This window comes from Leifsonia shinshuensis, from assembly GCF_031456835.1.
GTDB classification, from domain to species: domain Bacteria; phylum Actinomycetota; class Actinomycetes; order Actinomycetales; family Microbacteriaceae; genus Leifsonia; species Leifsonia shinshuensis_C.
On record NZ_JAVDVK010000001.1, the window covers coordinates 327,495 to 345,817 of the forward strand.

The 18,323-nt window shown below is 72.9% G+C and carries 14 protein-coding genes; 6 read left to right on the forward strand and 8 right to left on the reverse strand.

Features of this window, described 5'->3' with window-relative positions; translation table 11 throughout:
- Positions 1-54: 54 nt before the first annotated feature.
- Genes J2W45_RS01720 through J2W45_RS01730 form a run of 3 tightly spaced genes read right to left on the reverse strand, consistent with a single transcriptional unit; the run spans position 55 to position 3,032 of the window.
- Complete coding sequence (locus tag J2W45_RS01720) at positions 55-1,209, reverse strand: Mrp/NBP35 family ATP-binding protein (protein ID WP_310128493.1); 1,155 nt, start codon at positions 1,207-1,209, stop codon at positions 55-57.
- The gene (locus J2W45_RS01725) at positions 1,202-1,723 is read right to left on the reverse strand and encodes a DUF1003 domain-containing protein (protein WP_310128495.1); all 522 of its coding nucleotides are present in this window, start codon (positions 1,721-1,723) and stop codon (positions 1,202-1,204) included. The genes J2W45_RS01720 and J2W45_RS01725 overlap by 8 nt, the downstream gene beginning before the upstream one ends.
- Positions 1,710-3,032, reverse strand: coding sequence for a magnesium transporter MgtE N-terminal domain-containing protein (locus tag J2W45_RS01730; protein ID WP_310128497.1), 1,323 nt, complete (start codon positions 3,030-3,032; stop codon positions 1,710-1,712). Before J2W45_RS01730 ends, J2W45_RS01725 begins: the two co-directional genes overlap by 14 nt.
- A gap of 78 nt (positions 3,033-3,110) precedes the next feature.
- On the opposite strand from J2W45_RS01730, the gene J2W45_RS01735 reads away from it, so the two are divergent.
- A complete protein-coding gene (locus tag J2W45_RS01735; RefSeq protein ID WP_310128499.1) occupies positions 3,111-3,758 on the forward strand; it encodes a YflT domain-containing protein in 648 nt (215 codons plus the stop codon).
- 89 nt (positions 3,759-3,847) lie between these two features.
- Here the strand turns inward: J2W45_RS01735 and J2W45_RS01740 are convergent, their stop codons facing one another.
- Positions 3,848-5,368 carry an aminopeptidase P family protein gene (locus J2W45_RS01740; RefSeq protein WP_396427050.1) on the reverse strand — a complete coding sequence of 507 codons (1,521 nt, stop codon included), beginning with the start codon at positions 5,366-5,368 and terminating at the stop codon, positions 3,848-3,850.
- A gap of 33 nt (positions 5,369-5,401) precedes the next feature.
- Here J2W45_RS01740 and J2W45_RS01745 point away from each other — a divergent pair, with 33 nt between their 5' ends.
- Positions 5,402-6,274 (forward strand): PHP domain-containing protein, encoded by an 873-nt coding sequence (locus J2W45_RS01745; protein ID WP_310128503.1) that lies wholly within the window; start codon positions 5,402-5,404, stop codon positions 6,272-6,274.
- 76 nt (positions 6,275-6,350) lie between these two features.
- Positions 6,351-7,451, forward strand: a complete 1,101-nt coding sequence (locus J2W45_RS01750; RefSeq protein WP_310128504.1) for an aggregation-promoting factor C-terminal-like domain-containing protein — start codon at positions 6,351-6,353, stop codon at positions 7,449-7,451.
- A 91-nt stretch (positions 7,452-7,542) separates the two neighbouring features.
- On the opposite strand, the gene J2W45_RS01755 is transcribed toward J2W45_RS01750, so the two are convergent.
- Entirely contained in the window at positions 7,543-9,021 is a 1,479-nt protein-coding gene (locus J2W45_RS01755; RefSeq protein ID WP_310128506.1) for a DEAD/DEAH box helicase, read from the reverse strand.
- 124 nt (positions 9,022-9,145) lie between these two features.
- Between J2W45_RS01755 and J2W45_RS01760 the strand changes: the two genes are divergently transcribed.
- Complete coding sequence (locus J2W45_RS01760) at positions 9,146-9,862, forward strand: ferritin-like fold-containing protein (RefSeq protein ID WP_310128508.1); 717 nt, start codon at positions 9,146-9,148, stop codon at positions 9,860-9,862.
- A gap of 162 nt (positions 9,863-10,024) precedes the next feature.
- Here the strand turns inward: J2W45_RS01760 and J2W45_RS01765 are convergent, their stop codons facing one another.
- Both J2W45_RS01765 and J2W45_RS01770 read right to left on the reverse strand, forming a co-directional pair.
- The gene (locus J2W45_RS01765) at positions 10,025-10,327 is read right to left on the reverse strand and encodes a hypothetical protein (RefSeq protein WP_310128510.1); all 303 of its coding nucleotides are present in this window, start codon (positions 10,325-10,327) and stop codon (positions 10,025-10,027) included.
- Positions 10,328-10,337: 10 nt separating this feature from the next.
- Positions 10,338-10,562: a DUF3107 domain-containing protein gene (locus J2W45_RS01770; protein ID WP_310128512.1), complete on the reverse strand. Its 225-nt coding sequence runs from the start codon at positions 10,560-10,562 to the stop codon at positions 10,338-10,340.
- A gap of 108 nt (positions 10,563-10,670) precedes the next feature.
- Here J2W45_RS01770 and J2W45_RS01775 point away from each other — a divergent pair, with 108 nt between their 5' ends.
- Positions 10,671-13,847, forward strand: a complete 3,177-nt coding sequence (locus tag J2W45_RS01775; RefSeq protein WP_310128513.1) for an ATP-dependent helicase — start codon at positions 10,671-10,673, stop codon at positions 13,845-13,847.
- Positions 13,844-17,272, forward strand: coding sequence for an ATP-dependent DNA helicase (locus J2W45_RS01780; protein WP_310128516.1), 3,429 nt, complete (start codon positions 13,844-13,846; stop codon positions 17,270-17,272). Before J2W45_RS01775 ends, J2W45_RS01780 begins: the two co-directional genes overlap by 4 nt.
- On the opposite strand, the gene J2W45_RS01785 is transcribed toward J2W45_RS01780, so the two are convergent.
- Positions 17,203-18,276, reverse strand: coding sequence for a phosphotransferase (locus J2W45_RS01785; protein ID WP_310128517.1), 1,074 nt, complete (start codon positions 18,274-18,276; stop codon positions 17,203-17,205). The genes J2W45_RS01780 and J2W45_RS01785 overlap by 70 nt on opposite strands.
- Between the last annotated feature and the right edge of the window lie 47 nt (positions 18,277-18,323).

Below are 18,323 nucleotides of genomic sequence, written 5' to 3' on the forward strand. Positions count from 1 at the left end.
TCGCTGCGCTGCTCGCGAGCCGCCTAGGGGGCCGGCGCAGTGGCGCGCGGCGCGTCAGCGCACGGAGAGGCCGAGCTTGCGGCCGGCAAGGCCGCGCGAGCGGGTCGCGAGCCGGTCCGCGACCGCGCGGATCGCGGCGGCCGCCGGGTCCGCGGGGTCGGTCACCACGATCGGCGCACCGGTGTCGCCGCCGGCGCGCAAAGGGATGCTGAGCGGCACGCTCGCGAGCAGCGGCACCTCCTCGTCCTGCCCGGCCGACAGGCGGCGGGCGACCTCCGCGCCGCCGCCGGTGCCGAACAGGTCGAGGATGCTGCCGTCCGGCTGCACCAGCCCCGCCATGTTCTCGATCACGCCGATGACGCGCTGGCCGGTCTGGCGGGCGACGACGCCGCTGCGCTCCGCCACGTCGGCCGCGGCGGGCTGCGGCGTCGTGACGACGAGCACCTCCGCCGTCGGCAGCAGCTGGCCGACGGAGATGGCCACGTCGCCGGTGCCGGGCGGCAGGTCGAGGAGCAGCACATCCAGGTCGCCGAAGAACACGTCGGAGAGGAACTGCTGGATGGTCCGGTGCAGCATCGGTCCACGCCAGGCGACCGCCGCCGAGGCCGAGTCCACGAACATCCCGATGGACACGACCTTCACCCCGTAGGCGACCGGCGGCAGGATCATGTCGTCGACCCGGGTGGGGCGCGGCGCGACGCCGTTCTCGTCGGTCAGGCCCAGGATGCCGGGGATCGAGAACCCGTGCACGTCCGCATCCACGATGCCCACCCGCAGGCCGCGCTCCGCCAGGGCGACCGCGAGGTTCGCGGTGAGCGTCGACTTGCCGACGCCTCCCTTGCCGCTGGTCACGGCGTATACGCGGGTGAGCGAGTCCGGTCCGAACTGCGCCCCGCGCGCAGGCCGTCCGGCCCGCAGCTTCTCGGTCAGCGCTCGCCGCTCCGCCGGCGTCATCACCGTGACGTCGACCTCGGTGGCGGTGACGCCCGGCACGGCCGAGGTCGCCGCGCGCACGTCGCGCTCGATGGCGTCGGCGGCCGGGCAGCCGACGATCGTCAGCTTGATGCCGACCGCGGCGCGGCCGTCCGCATCCACCGTCACGTCGCCCACCATGTCGAGCTCGGTGATCGGCTTGCGGATCTCCGGATCGAGCACCGCCGCGAGCGCGCTCCGCACGGCGCCCGCGAGGTCGCCGCCCCGCTCAGGCACGTGCTTGCTCGCCCTCGCCCGCCTCGCTCCGCTCCAGGTCTTCGAGCAGGGATCTCAGCTCGGCCCGGATGAAGTCCTTCGTCGCCATGTCCTTCACGGCGAGCCGCAGCGCGACGACCTCGCGCGCCAGGTACTCCGTGTCGGCCAGGTTGCGCTCGGCGCGCTGCCGGTCCTGCTCGATCTGCACCCGGTCGCGGTCGTCCTGACGGTTCTGCGCCAACAGGATGAGCGGTGCGGCGTACGACGCCTGCAGCGACAGCACCAGGGTGAGGGCGATGAAGCCCAGATCGGCGGAGTCGAACCGCCACGTCTTCGGGGTCAGCGTGTTCCACGCCATCCAGGCGATGACGAAGATCGTCAGCCCGAGCACGAACCACGGCGTGCCCATGGCGCGGGCGATCCACTCGGTGAACCGCCCGAAGCGGTCGCTCGACTCCATCGGGTCGCGCCGGAGCACCGGCGTCCGCAGCCCCTTGGGGGCGTCGAGCCCCGTGTCCTGCCTACCTCGTGCCACTTCCGCCCCTCCTTCCGTTCACGATGCGGATGCTGCCGGTCTCGTCGGACGGCGCCGCATGTTTCACGGGCTCGTCCTCGTCTTGACTTCGCCAGTCGTCGGGGAGCAGGTAGTCGAGGATGTCGTCGATGGTCACCACCCCGACGAGTCGGTGCTTGTCGTCCACGACCGGCACGGAGACCAGGTTGTACGAGGCGAGGATGCGCGACACCTCGGCCGCGGAGGTGTCCGCCGTGACCGGCTCCAGGCCCGGGTCGAGCAGGGTGCCGAGGCGCACGTGCGGCGGGTAGCGCAGCATCCGCTGGAAGTGCACGACGCCCAGGAAGCGGCCGGTCGGCGCCTCGTAGGGCGGGAGCGTCACGCACACCGCGGCCCCGAGGGCCGGTGCGAGCTCGTGACGGCGGATGAGGGCGAGACCCTCCGCGACGGTCGCGTCGGCGGAGACGATGATCGGCTCCGTGGTCATCAGGCCGCCCGCGGTGTCCGGGTTGTAGCTGAGGAGCATGCGGACGTCCTCCGCCTCCTCCGGCTCCATCAGCTCGAGCAGGTGCTCACCGCGCTCGTCCGACAGCTGGGCGATCAGGTCGGCGGCGTCGTCCGGCTGCATCTGGTCGAGCACGTCCGCGGCGCGGTCGTCGTTCAGCTTGGCGAGGATCTGCACCTGCTCGCTCTCGGGCATCTCCTCCAGCACGTCCGCCAGGCGGTCGTCGGGCAGCTCCTCGGCCACCTCGAGCATCCGCTGCTGGGGGAGGTCGAGCAGCGTGTTGGCCAGGTCGGCCGGCTTCAGCTCGGAATAGGTGGCGATCAGCTGCTCGGCGGACTGCGCCTCGCCGCGGTTCTGCTTCTCGCGCACCTCGTTCCAGGTGACGAACGTCGTCGCGCCCTTTCCGAACGGCGAGGGGCCGGTCTTCGGCTTGCGGACGAACAGCTGGCTGACGGCCCAGTCGCCGGTGTCGGTCTCCTCGATCGCGACGTCCTCGATGGTCGCCTCGCCGCTGCCGTCGGCGAACACGACGCGGCGGCCCAGCAGCTCGGCGATGACGCGCACCTCTCCGCCGCGCTGCTCGAAGCGGCGCACGTTGATGATGCCGTTCGTGATGATCTGGCCGCTGCCGATGCTCGTGACCCGCCCGATCGAGAGGAAGACGCGGCGCTTGCCGGGGATCTCGACGATCAGCCCGACCACCCGCGGAGGATCGTTCTTCCGGTACACGACCAGGACATCACGGACCTTGCCGACCCGGTCTCCCACGGGGTCGAACACGGTCGTCCCGGCGAGACGGGCGACGAAGACTCTGGCGGCACTCACCCTCATAACCTAGTCCTCGAGGGTGAACGACGGCTGGTCGCTGGGCCCCGCACGGTCCCGGATGGAACAATGGGGCGCATGAGCACACCTGGGTCCCTGAACGGGCGCAACCGCATCCTCTTCCCGACGCTGCCGCGCGGCGAGGTCGTGGCCACCTTCGAGAGCTACCCCGAGGCGCAGGAGGCGGTGGATGTGCTGGCCCGGGCCGACTTCCCGGTCGACAAGGTCTCTATCGTCGGCAGCGACCTGAAGAGCGTCGAGCGCGTCACCGGCAAGCTGACCTGGGGGCGCGTCGCGCTCGCCGGAGCCGCCTCGGGCGCCTGGCTGGGCATCTTCTTCGGGCTGCTGCTCGTCATCTTCTCGCCGACGGTCAGCCTGGCCTTCGTGCTCGCCGCCCTGCTGCTCGGCGCCGGCTTCGGGATGCTGTGGGGCATCGTCTCGTACGCCGTCAACCGCCGGCGCCGCGACTTCACCTCCGTGCAGCAGGTGATCGCGACGAGCTACTCGGTGCTCGTGGACTCGGAGCTCGGCAACCGCGCCCGCAACCTGCTCGCGAGCGGGGGAGCGGAGCAGCAGCAGCCCGCAGCCCCAGCCGGCTGGACGCCGCCCGCGCAGCCGCAGCACCCGTCCGACCCGCCGCCCGCGCCCCCGGCGGCCGCGCCGCCCGTCGCGCCGCCGGTCGCTCCGCCCGCGGGCAACGACAACCCGCCCGCGCCCTCCGCTTAACCCGTCTCCGCCGAGGTGCACGTCGTTGCGGTCGACACGCCGTACGACCGCGCAACAACGTGCACCTCGGCGAAAGGAAGAGCCCCGGGTCAGTGCGCGAGGCGGCGCACCCACGCCTCGACGTCGTCGGGCGTGCGCGGGATCGCCGCAGAGAGGTTCTCGGCGCCGTCGGCCGTCACGAGGATGTTGTCCTCGATCCGCACGCCGATGCCGCGGAACCGCTCCGGCACGGTGAGGTCGTCGGGCTGGAAGTACAGTCCCGGCTCGATGGTGAACACCATCCCGGGCTCCAGGACGCCGTCGAGGTAGAGCTCGCGCCGCGCCTGCGCGCAGTCGTGCACGTCGAGGCCCAGGTGGTGGCTGGTGCCGTGCACCATGTAGCGGCGGTGCTGCTGGTTGTCCGCCTCCAATGCCTCCTCCGCCGTCACTGGCAGCAGCCCCCACTCGGCGGTCTTGCGCGCGATGACCGCCATCGCGGTCGCGTGGATCTCGCGGAAGCGGATGCCCGGGCGCACGACCGCGAAGGCTGCGTCCGCCGCCTCCAGGACGGCCTCGTAGATCAGGCGCTGAGTCTCGCTGAACGTCCCGTCGACCGGGAAGGTGCGCGTGATGTCCGCGGTGTAGTAGCTGTCCAGCTCCACACCGGCGTCCATGAGGATGAGGTCGCCGGGCACCACGGGCCCGTCGTTCCTGGTCCAGTGCAGGATGCACGCGTGCGGTCCGCTCGCCGCGATCGTGTCGTAGCCGACCGCGTTGCCGTCGGCGCGCGCCCGGCCGTTGAAGACGCCCTCCACCAGCCGCTCGCCGCGGGGATGCGCCGTGATCCGGGGCAGGTCCGCGATGACGTCCTCGAACCCGCGCGCCGTCGCGGCGACCGCCGCGCGCAGCTCGCCGATCTCGAACTCGTCCTTGATCAGCCGCAGTTCGGAGAGGTCGCGGGCGAGCTTGTCGTCGTCGCCGTGGTCCTCCGCGTCGAGCTCGTCGTCCGTGTCGTCGGCGCCCGTTCCCAGCAGCAGCCGGGCCGCATCCACCTCGTCGGTGATCGCCGGGTCGGCCTCGCGCAGCACGATCGTGTCGCCGTCGACCGCGTCGAGCACCGTCTGCAGTTCGGCGATGCCCCGGGTGGGCAGGTTCAGGTCGCCGGCGACCTGCGCGAGCGAGGGGCGCGGTCCGATCCAGAACTCGCCGATCTCCGGGTTCGCGTAGAACTCGTCCGAGTCGCGGCCCGCGCGCTCGCGGAAGTAGAGGGTCGCGTCGTGACCGGAGGCGGTCGGCTCCAGCACGAGCACGCTGCCCGGCTCGGAGTCGGAGCCCCAGCCGGTGAGGTGCGCGAAGGCGGAGTGCGCGCGGAACGGGAAGTCGGTGTCGTTCGACCGCTGCTTCAGCCGGCCGGCCGGGATGATGAGCCGCTTGCCGGGGAACTGCTCCGAGATCCGTGCACGGCGGGCGGCGGCGTACGCGGCCTGCCTGCGGGCGTCCGGGACGACCTCCGGGCGGTCCGCCCATCCGCTCCCGATGTACTCGCGGAACGCATCCGACCCGGGGGTCGTGGAGCGGTTCTGGGTTGCGCGGGGCGCGTGGTCGGCCGTGGCGTTCGTGGACTGCGACATGCCGACCATTCTTCCACTCCTAGGATGTTGACCATGGCTGATGCGCGACGGTTCCGTGGTCCCGTCGACCTGCACACGCACTCGAGCGTCTCGGACGGGACCGAGACCCCGGCCGAGCTGGTCCGCGCCGCCGCGGCAGCCGGTCTCGGGACGGTCGCGCTCACCGACCACGACTCGACCGCCGGATGGGCGGACGCAGCCGCCGAGTCGGCCCGCGTCGGCGTCACCGTCATCCCGGGCATGGAGCTCTCCACGCGCATCGAGTTCGCCAGCGTCCACATGCTCGGTTATTTGTTCGACCCGACGAACGAGGCGCTCACGGCCGAGACGCTCCGCATCCGGGACGGGCGGATGCGCCGCGCCGAGGACATGGTCCGGCGCATCTCCGAGGACTACGACATCACCTGGGACGACGTCCTGGCGCAGGCGACGGAGGGCGCGACCGTCGGGCGGCCGCACATCGCCGACGCGCTCGTCGCCCGCGGGCTCGCGTCCGACCGCAGTGCCGCCTTCGCGGGCATCCTGCACTGGCGCAGCGGGTACTTCCAGCCGCACTACGCACCCGAGCCGTTGACGGGCGTCCGCCTGATCCGCGGCGCGGGCGGCCTGCCGGTGCTCGCGCATCCCGCGACCGGAGGCCGGAGCCGCGTCATCCCCGAGGACCGGCTCCGCCGCCTGGTCGACGCCGGGCTGTTCGGCCTGGAGCTCGACCACCGCGAGAACACCGCCGACGGCGTCGCCCGGCTGCGCGAGCTCGCGGACCGCTACGGCCTCCGGATCACCGGGTCGAGCGACTACCACGGTGCGGGCAAGCCCAACCGGCTGGGCGAGAACACCACCGACCCCGAGGTGGTCGACGCGATGATCGAAGAAGCGACAGGCGCGGCGCCTTTCTACGCTCCGTGACGATCCGCCCGTAGCCTGGACCCCGGCGGGGGAGAAGCGAGGTGCACGGGTGAGACGGTTCTGGCGAGGATCGGCGGTGGCTGCCGCCCTGACCGCTGCGCTGGTCATCGCGGGAGGCGCGGCCCCGGCCAGCGCGGACTCCTACCCGTCATGGGATGACGTGCAGGCCGCCAAGAACAACGCCGCGGCCGCCCAGGCGGAGGTGGATCGGATCAACGGCCTGTTGCAGAGCCTCCAGACCGCGGCCAACGCGGCGGGCGACCTCGCGGTCAAGCGACTCGGGGAGTACGGCGCGGCCGAGGCGGCGCTGCAGGCGGCGACCGCGAAAGCGCAGGACCTCGCTGAGCGTGCGCAGGAGGCGGGCGCGAAGGCCGACCAGCTCAAGGCGCAGAGCGGCACGCTCGCCGAGCAGCTCACGCGCGCGGGCACATCCTCGGTGTCCCTCCGGCTCTTCCTCAGCCCGAGCGCCTCCCGGTCCGACTCGCTGCTCTACCAGCTGGGCGCCGTGTCGAAGCTGGCCGACCGCTCCAGCGCCCTGTTCGCACAGGCCACCGCCCAGAAGAACCTCGCCACGTCGTTGAGCGCCCAGGCGTCCGCGGCGCAGACCATCCGCGACCAGCTCGCGACGGCCGCCAAGAAGGCGCTCGACGCGGCCACGGCGGCGAAGCAGGCGGCGGATGCGCAGCTCGCCGACCAGAAGCAGCACGCGAACACGCTCTACGCGCAGCTGGCGACCCTCAAGAACACGGAGGCGTCCGTCGAGCAGAAGTACGCCGAAGGCGTCGCGGCGGCCGAGGCCGCCCAGCAGGCCGCGAACTCGGGCGGCGGGTCCGACGGCTTCGCGCCTCCGCCCGGCATGGTGGTCGACCCGGCGGGAGCGCAGGCGTACGCGTCCAGCCGCCTCGCGGCCTTCGGCTGGGGGCAGGACCAGATGGGGTGCCTGATCAAGCTGTGGAACCACGAGTCGGGCTGGCGCGCCGACGCCTACAACACGTCGAGTGGCGCGTACGGCATCCCGCAGTCGCTGCCCGCCAGCAAGATGGCGAGTGCGGGCCCGGACTGGATGACGAACCAGAACACCCAGGTGAACTGGGGGCTCGACTACATCAACCGCGCGTACGGATCACCCTGTGCGGCGTGGAACTTCGAGATGAGCCACGACCCGAACTGGTACTGAGCGCAGACCTTTCGCCGAAGTGCACGTTGCTGTGCAGTCGCACGGCGTGTCGACCGCAACGACGTGCACTTCGGCGGGAGAACGGATCCGGTCAGCTGGCGGGCGTCGCGGGGGAGCCGCCACGCGAGCGGCGGCGACGCCGGCGCGGCGCGCTGTTGCCGTCGCGGTGCTGCGATCCACCGCCGTCGTGCGTGCCGGCCGCGGCCTTCTGCTCGCCGCCCTCGGACGCCGGAGCGCCCTCGGTCGACGCGGCCGGAGCGCCGCCCTGGGACTCGCCCGCTCCGCGGGTGCGGCGGCGACGGCGGCTGCCGGAGCGCTCGGAGGCCTCCGGCCCGGTCGAGTCGGTGCGCCCGCCGCGCGGGGTCTCCGGAGCCTTGACCGCCGGCGTCGACTTCAGCCGGCCCTTGGCGCCCGCCGGGATGTCGAGGTCGCTGAACAGGTGCGGTGACGACGAGTAGGTCTCGGTCGGCTCGGGCTGGCCGAACTCCAGCGCCCGGTTGATGAGGGCCCACTTGTGCAGGTCCTCCCAGTCGACGAAGGTCACCGCGATGCCGGTCTTGCCGGCGCGGCCGGTGCGGCCCGCGCGGTGCAGGTAGGTCTTCTCGTCGTCCGGGATGGTGTGGTTGATGACGTGCGTGACGTCATCCACGTCGATGCCGCGGGCCGCGACATCCGTGGCGATGAGGATGTCCTTCTTGCCGGCCTTGAACGCGGCCATCGCGCGCTCGCGCTGCTCCTGGTTCAGGTCGCCGTGCACGGCCGCCGCGTTGAAGCCGCGGTCGTTCAGCTCCTCGACCAGTTTGGCGGCGGCGCGCTTGGTGCGCGTGAAGATGACGGTCTTCCCACGGCCCTCGGCCTGCAGGATGCGCGCGATCACCTCGTCCTTGTCGAGCGAGTGGGCCCGGTAGATGAGGTGCTTGATGTTGGCCTGGATCTGGCCCTCGTCCGGGTCGGTCGCGCGGATGTGCACCGGGCGCGTCATGAACCGGCGCGCCAGGGCGACGATCGGGCCCGGCATCGTGGCCGAGAACAGCATGGTGTGGCGGGTCGGCGAGGTCTGCGCGAACAGCTTCTCGATGTCGGCCAGGAAGCCGAGGTCGAGCATCTTGTCGGCCTCGTCGAGCACCATCTCCTGCACGTTCGCCAGGCTCAGCAGGCGCTGGCCGGCGAGGTCGAGGAGACGGCCCGGGGTGCCGACGACGATCTGCGCGCCGCCCTTGAGCTGCGCGATCTGGCCCTCGTAGGCCTTGCCGCCGTAGATGGCGGCGATGGAGGTCGGGCGGCCGGCGGCGGCGGTCTCGAGGTCTTCGTAGACCTGGATGGCCAGCTCGCGGGTCGGCACGACGACGAGGGCCTTCACGCCGGGCGCGGGGTCCAGGCCGAGACGCTGGATCAGCGGGAGGCCGAAGCCGAGCGTCTTGCCGGTGCCGGTCTTGGCCTGGCCGATGATGTCCTGCCCGGTGAGGGCGAGGGGGATGGTCTGCGCCTGGATGGGGAACGGCTCGATGATGCCCTTGGCCGCGAGCGCGTCCACCATGTCCTGGTCGATGTTGAGTTCGGAGAAAGTCACTGGTGCGATGCCTGTCGATTCGATGGGAGGGTCCACGCCCTGTTCTCTGTCGCAGGCGTGAGGCCGTCGATCCTGCGCCGACGGCGTGACCAGCCTACTGGACCGTCCCGATACACTGCTGAGCGTGTCGACTTGGTTCACCCGTCGCCGGCCCTCCGGCGAGCTCCCGCGCCTGACCCCTCGGTCGCGCCCGGTCGCGACGGTGCGGGTCGACCTGCACGAGGTCATGCCGGACCTGCTGCCGTATCTCGGTCAGGCCGCGTACCTCCAGCTGGAGCAGTTCGAGACGCTGTCGCGTGTCGCGGCCGAAGCCGACGACCTCCGCGCCAAGGGGCTGGTCTCGGCGGCCGCGGGCCACGCACTGTCGAAGCACCAGGGGATCGTGGCGGAGATCCGCCGCCGCGGCGACGACCCGGCGGCGGCGATGGAGCCGTTCGCCGTGGAGATCGAAGGCTTCAGCGCGCTCATCGTCGGGGCGGACTGGCGCGAGACGCTGCTCTCGGCGCTGGTGACCGGCGGCCTCCTCGACGACTTCTTCATCCGGCTCGCAGCCGGTCTGCCGGGCGACGTGGGCCCGCGCATCGCGCACCTGCTCGGCTCGGAGTCCGGCCAGGAGGGCGTGCTGGAGGTTCTCCGCACCGAGATCGGCGCGGACCCGCTGCTGGCCTCGCGCCTGGCGATGTGGGGAAGGCGGCTGGTCGGCGACACGCTGCTCGTGGCGCGGTCGGCCCTGCACCTCTCGGGCAACCGTGCGACCGACGAGGAGCGGATCGAGCCGATCTTCACCGAGCTGATCGCCGCCCACACGCGCCGGATGGACGCCCTCGGCCTGACCGCCTGACGGACCCGCCCCGAAACATTCGTCACGAATGCGCCCTCGCTGGGCACGAAAGGCGACATTCGGCACGAATGTTCCCGGGTGCCGCAGCCGCACATTCGTCACGAATGCGCGCTCAGCGGGGGCGAGAGGCGACATTCGGCACGAATGTGCGCCAGGGGCGCGTCAGCGCGCGACGGCGCCCTTCGCGAGCGCGTGCAGCATGCGGTCGTCGCTCTCGGTGCGCAGGCGGCCGATCAGGAGGTCGGCGACCGCCACGATGAGGGCTGTGCCGAGCAGCGTGATCCACCAGATCCAGCCGCCGTCCCACTTCAGTCCGGCCCAGGTGAGGGCGACCCAGAGCACGGACGCCGACGCGACGCCGATCGCGGGCATCAGCACGGAGCCGTGCGTGTGCCGGTTCGGCAGGAGGTAGCGGCCGGCGAGCCCGATGATGGCGCCGCCGAGGACGACGAAGAGCAGTTCCACGAGAGGGAGGCTAGCCGACGAAGCCGATCCGGCGCGATTCCTCGGTGCCGAGCTCGACGTAGGCGATGCCCGCGGTCGGCACGACGTAGAGGCGGCCCTTGTCGTCGGTGAGCTTGAGCACACCGCCGCCGTTCGTCAGCGCCGTCTCCACCTGCTCGGTGAGCTGCTCGGCCGGCTGCGACGTCTCGAAGCTGAGCTCGCGGGGGGCGTTGACGATTCCGATACGGATCTCCACGTTTGGTGCCTTTCGAGTCTGACCGGCGGGTGTGAGTTCAGACTACGGCACACGGCTCGCGGCCCCCGCTCGCGTTCTCTGTCGGCGGACGCCGATAGCGTGAAAGCCATGACGACGCAGGGCTTCCGGATGCGCGCAGCACGGGCTGACGGCGCGAGCGTCCCGACGCTCGACGCCGCGCAGGCCGAGGTGCTGACGCTGCCCGACGAGGCCTCCGCCGCGGTCCTCGGCGCCCCCGGAACCGGCAAGACGACGACGCTCGTCGAGGCGCTCGCCGAGCGGGTGCTGGGCCGGGGGTACGGCACGGACGAGGTGCTCGCGCTGAGCGCATCCCGCACCGCCGCGACGGCGCTCCGCGACCGGATCGCGCTGCGCCTCGCCGTCCCGACGCAGGGTCCGCTGGCACGCACGGCGACGTCCCTCGCGTTCCAGCTCGTCGGCGAACGTGCCCGCCGCCTCGGCGCCGAGCCGCCACGGCTGCTCACCGGCGGCGAGCAGGACCAGATCATCGCCGAACTGCTCAGCGGCCACATCGAGGACGGCACCGGCCCGCACTGGCCGGAACCGCTGGTGGAGGAGGTGCGCACGCTCCGCGGGTTCCGCACCGAGCTGCGCGAGCTGATGGCGCGTTGCGCCGAGCGCGGCGTCACCCCGTCCCGCCTGTCCGAGCTGGGTGCCATCACGGGCCGCGACGAATGGCGGGCGGGCGCTCGGTTCATCGCCGAGTACCAGCTCGTCGTCGACAGCTACCGCGGCGGTTTCGTCGACTCGGCCGAGCTGATCGCCTCCGCAGTGACGGTCGTCCGCGAGGGAAGCTCGCTCGACCGCCTGCGCGCGGTGTTCGTCGACGACCTGCAGGAGGCGACGGTCGCCACGGTCGCGCTGCTCCGCGCCTTCGCCGACCGCGGCGTCGCCGTGGTGGCGTTCGGCGACCCGGACGTGGCATCCACCACCTTCCGCGGCGCCGAGACGACGGCTCTGGGCCAGCTGGAGTCGCGGCTCGGCGTCCCGGTGACCCGGTTCGTGCTCACCACCGCCCACCGGCAGACGCCCGCACTGCGCGAGCTCACCGCGCGCGTCACCGAGCGGATCGGCACGGCGGCGGCCGGCGTCCAGCGCATGGCGTCCGCCGGCCGCCCCGAGCCCGAGGCCGAGCCGACGACGGAGCGGGATGTGCAGACCCCATCTGCCGACGTCCCCCGCCCCGAGATCGTCCGCCTGGTCGCCGCCTCGGCGCCGGCGGAGGCGTCCCGCCTCGCCCGGAAGCTGCGCGAGCGGCACCTGCTCGACGGTGTGCCGTGGAGCGAGATGGCCGTCATCGTCCGCTCCGGAGCGCACGTCCCCGCGCTGTCGCGCGCGCTCGCCGTCGCCGAGGTGCCGACCACGACGAGCATCGCCGGGCGTCCGCTGCGCGACGACGTCGCCGCCCGCCAGCTGGTCACGGTCGCGGGCGTGCAGCTGGGGGCGATCGAGCTCACGCCGATCGTCGCGACCGAGCTGCTGCTCGGGCCGTTCGGCGGCCTCGACAGCGTGAGCCTGCGGCGGCTGCGGCTGGCGCTCCGCCAGGAGGAGCTGGCCGGCGAGGGCAACCGGCCGGGAGACGAGCTGCTGGTGGAGGCGCTGGAGCACCCCGCCCACCTGGCCACGATCGACGCCGCCCCCGCCCGCCGTGCCGGACGGCTCGCCGAGACGCTGCGTTCCGGGCGCGAGAAGGCCGCGCAGGGCGCCTCCGTGGAGGAGCTGCTCTGGCACGTCTGGGAGCGCAGCGGCCTCGCGGCGCGCTGGCTGGAGCAGTCCGGGCGCAGCGGGATCGTCGCCGACGAGGCCAACCGCCACCTCGACGGCGTCGTCGCCCTGTTCACCGCCGCGCGGCGCTTCGTCGAGCGGTACCCCGAACGCCCCGCGTCCGACTTCGTGGTCGAGCTGCTCGGCGCCGAGGTCCCGGAGGACACCCTGGCCGCCCGCACCTCCGGCGAGGCCGTGCTGGTGTGCACCCCGAGCGCGGCCATCGGCCGGGAGTTCGAGGTCGTGGCGGTCGCGGGGCTGCAGGAGAGCGTCTGGCCCAATCTGCGCCTGCGCGGATCGCTGCTGCACCCGCAGGAGCTGGCGGATGCGCTGGAGGGCCGCCCGACCGCGACCGAGGACGAGCGCGCGGAGGTGCTCGGCGACGAGCTGCGGATGTTCGCGCTCGCCGTGTCGCGCTCCCGCGGGCAGGTGCTGCTCACCGCGACGGCGAACGACGACGAGCAGCCGTCGCCGTTCCTCCGGCTGGCCGGTGAGCTGGCCGTGGACGACCTGGACGACCAGCTGCATCCGCTCTCGCTGCGCGGCATGGTCGGCCGTCTGCGCCGCCGCCTGGTGGCGACGGGCGCGCCCGATGCCGCCGAGGCGCTCGCCCGGCTCGCGGACGCCGAGGTCGAGGGCGCCGATCCGGCCTCCTGGTACGGGCTCATCGAACCCTCGACCACGGAGCCGCTGGTCGACCTCGCCGACGCGGAGGCCGTCGTCCGCGTGTCGCCGTCCCGGCTCGAGACCTTCGAGAAGTCGCCGCTGGCCTGGTTCGTGGACACCATGGCCGCCTCGCCGAGCGGGCTCGCGGCCGGGATCGGCACGGTGGTGCACGCGGTGATGGAGGAGGCGAGCACCAGCGACGACCGCGACCTCAGCGTCGAACGGCTCTGGCGCGGCATCGAGCGGCGCTGGGGAGAGCTGGAGTTCGAGTCGCCCTGGCTCGAGGAGCGCGAGCGGCGGCGCACGCGCACGCTGACCGCGGGCGTCTCCGAGTACCTGCGCGACTTCGAGCGCGCCGGCGGCGTGCTGCTGGGCTCCGAGGGCGCCTTCGAGCTGCGCGTGGGACGCGCTCTGGTGCGCGGGACGATCGACCGCGTGGAGCGCACCCCGGACGGCACCGTGGTGATCGTCGACCTCAAGACCGGCAACCGCACGCCGTCGGCGGCGGAGGCGGCCGAGCACGCGCAGCTCGGCGCGTACCAGCTGGCGATGGAGCACGGCGCCGTCGAGCAGGCGGGCGGTCTGCCGTCCGGCGGGGCGAAGCTCCTGTTCGTCGCCAAGGGCGTGCGGGGGAAGGGCTACCGCGAGGTCGCGCAGGACCGGGTGGACGAGGAACGGCTGGACCGGCTCCGCGACCGCGTGGCGGGGGCGGCCGAGGGGATGGCGGGGTCGACCTTCGCCGGAGTGGTCGACCTCGGCGAACGCGATCCGCACGGGAAGTACGAGTACCGCATCCACCTGGTGCCTGCGGTCAGCGCGGGAGGAGCAGCATGACCGACGAAGCCACCCGCATCGACGAGGACGGCCTGCTCGAGTGGGCGGCGGAGGAGGCGGGCCGCGACCTCGTCGAGCAGGCGTTCTCGCTGGCGGAGGCCCAGGAGGCCCAGGAGACCCAGGAGGCCGAGGCGGCCGACCACGCCCAGGGGGATGCGGGCGTCGCGTCTGACGGCCGCCCCCGGCCGCGCACCGCACTGAGCGCCGCCGCGATCGCGGAGGCGCTCGGGCTGCCCATCCCGACCCCGCAGCAGCAGGCAGTCATCGAGGCGCCGCTGCGGCCGGCGATCGTGGTCGCGGGAGCAGGCAGCGGCAAGACCGAGACCATGGCCAACCGCGTCGTGTGGCTGCTCGCCAACGGGCACGTCCGCGTGCCCGAAATCCTCGGGCTGACCTTCACCCGCAAGGCGGCGGGCGAGCTGGCCGGCCGCATCCGGACGCGCATCGAGCAGCTCGTCGCCTCGGGCGTGACCGACGTCGAGTTCGACCCGTTCGACGCCCCCGAGGTCGCGACCTACAACGCCTTCGCGAACGCGATCTTCCGTGAGAACGCGCTCCTGATCGGGCGCGAGCCCGAATCCGCCGTGCTCAGCGAGGCGTCCGCCTGGCAGCTCGCCCGCCGCCTGGTCGTGACCAGCACGGACGACCGGCTGGTGGAGCTCGACCGCGGCGTGGAGGCGGTGACGAGCGCCGTCGTCGGCCTCAGCCGCGCACTGAGCGAGAACGTCGCCGATGCGGGCGAGGTGGAGCGGATGGTGGAGCAGTTCGCGCGCACCGCCGAGCTCCCGACGGGCAACGGCCGGGTGAAGGACCTGTACGCGTCGGTGCGCTCGGCGGTCGACGCGGTCGGTGCGCTGCCGCCGCTGCTCGATCTCGCCCGCGCGTTCGCCGACGAGAAGCGGCGGCGCGGATTCGTCGAGTACTCCGACCAGGTGGCGCTCGCGCTCGACGTCTGCGAGCGCCTGCCCGCCGTCGTCGCCGACTACCGGCGGCGCTACCGGGTGGTGCTCCTCGACGAGTACCAGGACACCTCGGTCGTGCAGACGCGCCTCCTCTCGCGGCTCTTCGCCGGGCAGCCGGTCATGGCGGTCGGTGACCCGCACCAGTCGATCTACGGGTGGCGCGGGGCGAGCGCCGCCAACCTGGGCCGGTTCTCGGCCGACTTCACCGGTCAGCGGCCCGGCACGCCGGAGGCCGCGGACGAGTACGCGCTGAGCACCAGCTGGCGCAATCCCACCCGGGTGCTCGACGCCGCCAACGTGCTGGTCGCTCCGCTGACCGCGGCCTCGCCCGTGCACGTCGAGCAGCTGCAGCCGCGTCTCGGTGCCGTCCCCGGCGAGCTGACCGCCGTCTTCGAGCAGACGGTGGCCGACGAGGCGGACACGGTCGCGCGCTGGCTGGCCGCCCGCCTGCGCGACCGGGACGCCGACGGCTCGCCGCCGAGCGCTGCGATGCTCTGCCGGTCGCTCAAGAAGATCGACGTGTTCACCAGCGCCCTGGCGCGCCACGGCGTCCCGTATCACGTGCTCGGGCTCGGCGGGCTGCTCGAGCAGCCGGTCATCGCCGACCTGGTGAGCGCGCTCCGCGTCATGCACGACCCGACGGCGGGCTCGGAACTGATCCGGCTGCTCACCGGCGCCAAGTGGCGCATCGGGCCGAAGGACATCGCGGTGCTGCGGGATGTCGCCTCCTGGCTCGCCGAGCGCGACCACCGCCACCAGCGTCTCGACCCGGAGCTGCGCGAGCGCCTCCGCCGGTCGGTCGCGGGGGAGGAGGGCGCCTCCCTCGTCGACGCGCTCGACTTCGTGCTCGACGCACCGGACGGCCACTCCCTGCTCGCCGGCTTCAGCCCGGCCGGGCTCGAGCGGATGCGCGACGCGGGCCGTCGGCTCGACCACCTCCGCTCGCGGGTCGGCCTCGACCTCCTCGACCTGGTCACCCTGGTGCAGCAGGAGCTGCTGCTCGACATCGAGGTGGCCGCCAACGAGACGGCCCAGCTCGGGCAGGCCAGCCTCGACGCCTTCGCCGAGCAGGTCGCGTCGTACCTCGCCGCCGACGACCAGGCGACGCTCGGCTCCTTCCTCTCCTGGCTCGCGGAGGCGGAACAGCGCGACAACCTTGCGCCGCGCAGCGAGGAGCCGGAGCCGGGCACGGTCCAGATCCTCACCATCCACGGCGCCAAGGGGCTCGAGTGGGACGTCGTGGCGGTCCCGCGCCTGGTCGACGGCGAGCTGCCCGGGCCGCCGCAGAGCCGCAAGGGCTGGCTCGCGTTCGGGCAGCTCCCGAACGAGTTCCGCGGCGACTCCGCCGAACTCCCGGTAATCGCGTGGCGCACGGCCGAGACCCAGAAGGACGTGCACGAGTCCATCGCCGCGTTCGAGGAGGAGAACGTCGCCCGGCACCTCGACGAGCAGCGCCGCCTGATCTACGTCGCGGTGACCCGCGCGCGGCAGCGGCTGCTGCTGAGCGGCTCCTACTGGTCGACGCAGACGAAGCCGCGCGGCCCGGGCGCGTACCTGCTCGAGCTCCAGGAGGCCGGACTGCTGCCGGAGGACGCCTTCCCCGACTGCGACGAGCCGGACGAGAACCCGCTCGCCCTCGCCTCCTCGACCGTCACCTGGCCGCTCGAGCCGCTCGGCGGCCGCCGCACCCGCGTGGAGCAGGCGGCCGAGGCGGTGCGCCGCGCGCGCGAGCAGGGCACCGGCGACGGCGGCGTCTACGCCCGCGACCTCGACCTGCTGCTCGCCGAGCGCGCGCGCCGCGCAGAGGACGCCGCGCTCGTGGAGCTGCCCGCCCGCATCCCCGCCTCGCGGTTCAAGGACTACGTCACCGACCCGGCCTCTGTCGCCGCCGCTCTGCGGCGTCCCATGCCCGAACGGCCCTATCGCCAGACCCGGCTCGGAACGCTGTTCCACGGCTGGGTCGAGGAGCGCTTCGGCACCCTGGCGGGGGCTGCGGACGAATTGGATGCGTACAGCGCCGAACTCGACGACCCGGCGGGCGACATCCTCGAGGCCGAGCGGTTCGCCGAGCTGAAGGCGACCTTCGAGCGCAGCGAGTGGTCGGGCCGGCGTCCGGAGGAGGTCGAGCTCGAGATCCACATCACGCTCGCCGGCCAGGTGGTGGTGTGCAAGCTCGATGCGGTCTACCGGGCCGGCGACGGCATCCACGACTACCAGATCGTGGACTGGAAGACCGGGAAGGCGCCGCGCGACGCGGAGGACCTCGAGCGCAAGCAGCTGCAGCTCGCGCTCTACCGGCTGGCATTCGCCCGCTACGCCGGGGTGGACCCGGAGCGGATCGACGCCGTCTTCTACTTCGTCGCCGACGACCGCGTGGTGCGGCCGGAGCGGCTCTACGCGGAGGAGGAGCTGACGTCGCTCTGGTCGTCGGCGACGGGCTTCATCCCGCCCGAGCGGCGGTAGCCCTCGGGCCGGTCGCCCGGTGTCCGGTCGAGCATCGCCTCCACGTCGCCGACGGCCATGATCGGGCCGGTCGCGGTCGACAGCGGGTTCATCGAGTTGGTGTGCACCCGCTCGACCAGGCCGTCGAGCATCTCGACCGCGTCGTCCACGATGGACTGGTCGCGCACCTCGCGGCCGTGCAGCAGCCAGCGCGCCACCTCCAGCTCCGCGTACAGCATGGCGCGCTGCGTGAACTGGCGGTCGGTGGCGACCTGCCGCGTGGAGGCGTAGGCGCCCAGGGCGCCGTCCGTCGCGTCCGGGTTCATGGCGAGCAGCCAGTGCAGGTCGCGGGCCGGGTCGCCGACCCGGAGCGCCGACCAGCCGATCACCGCGCTCACCACGTCGTCCTGCACGAGGAACGAGTCGGCCGTCAACGATCCGTTGATGACGGTCGGCTGGAACTGCCAGATGGAGTGGTCCGCCGCGGCGTCGCGCCAGCGGTCGCGCAGCGCGGTCGGCAGCAGCCCGGTGGATGCGGCCGACTCGATGACCGCGTTGGCGGCGGTCAGGCACTCGGCGGCGGACATCACGGGGAGCCCGGCCTCGCCGACGAAGGCGGTCGGGAGGGCGTGGATGGCGGCGATGGCGTGCCCGATCGAGCCGGCGAGCCCGTCGCCCGGGGGCACATCCCCGACGGCGATGTGGTGACCGGGCAGGAAGTCGTAGACGACCGCGCGGGTGCCGCCGATCGGCGCCTGACCCAGGTACCGCGGCACGTCGAACGGCAGGCGGCTGCGGATGCCCGTGGTGAGCGCGCGCAGCGCGACCAGGTCGGCGCTCTGTTCCGTCTCGGCCACCTGCGAGGTGGGGACGCGCACGATGACGGTGGAGCCGTCCCTCGTCGAGAGCAGCGCGGAGTCGAAGTCGCCGGACCCGCCGGCGCTGTGGGTGCGAGCGCCGGAGACGTCGAGGTCGGGGACGGCCGAGGTGGCCAGCGCGGCTAGAGTGAGATGGGATCTGGCCATGCACCCAGGCTAATCGGGCCTCCCTGCGACGGCCGTCCGCCACGCCC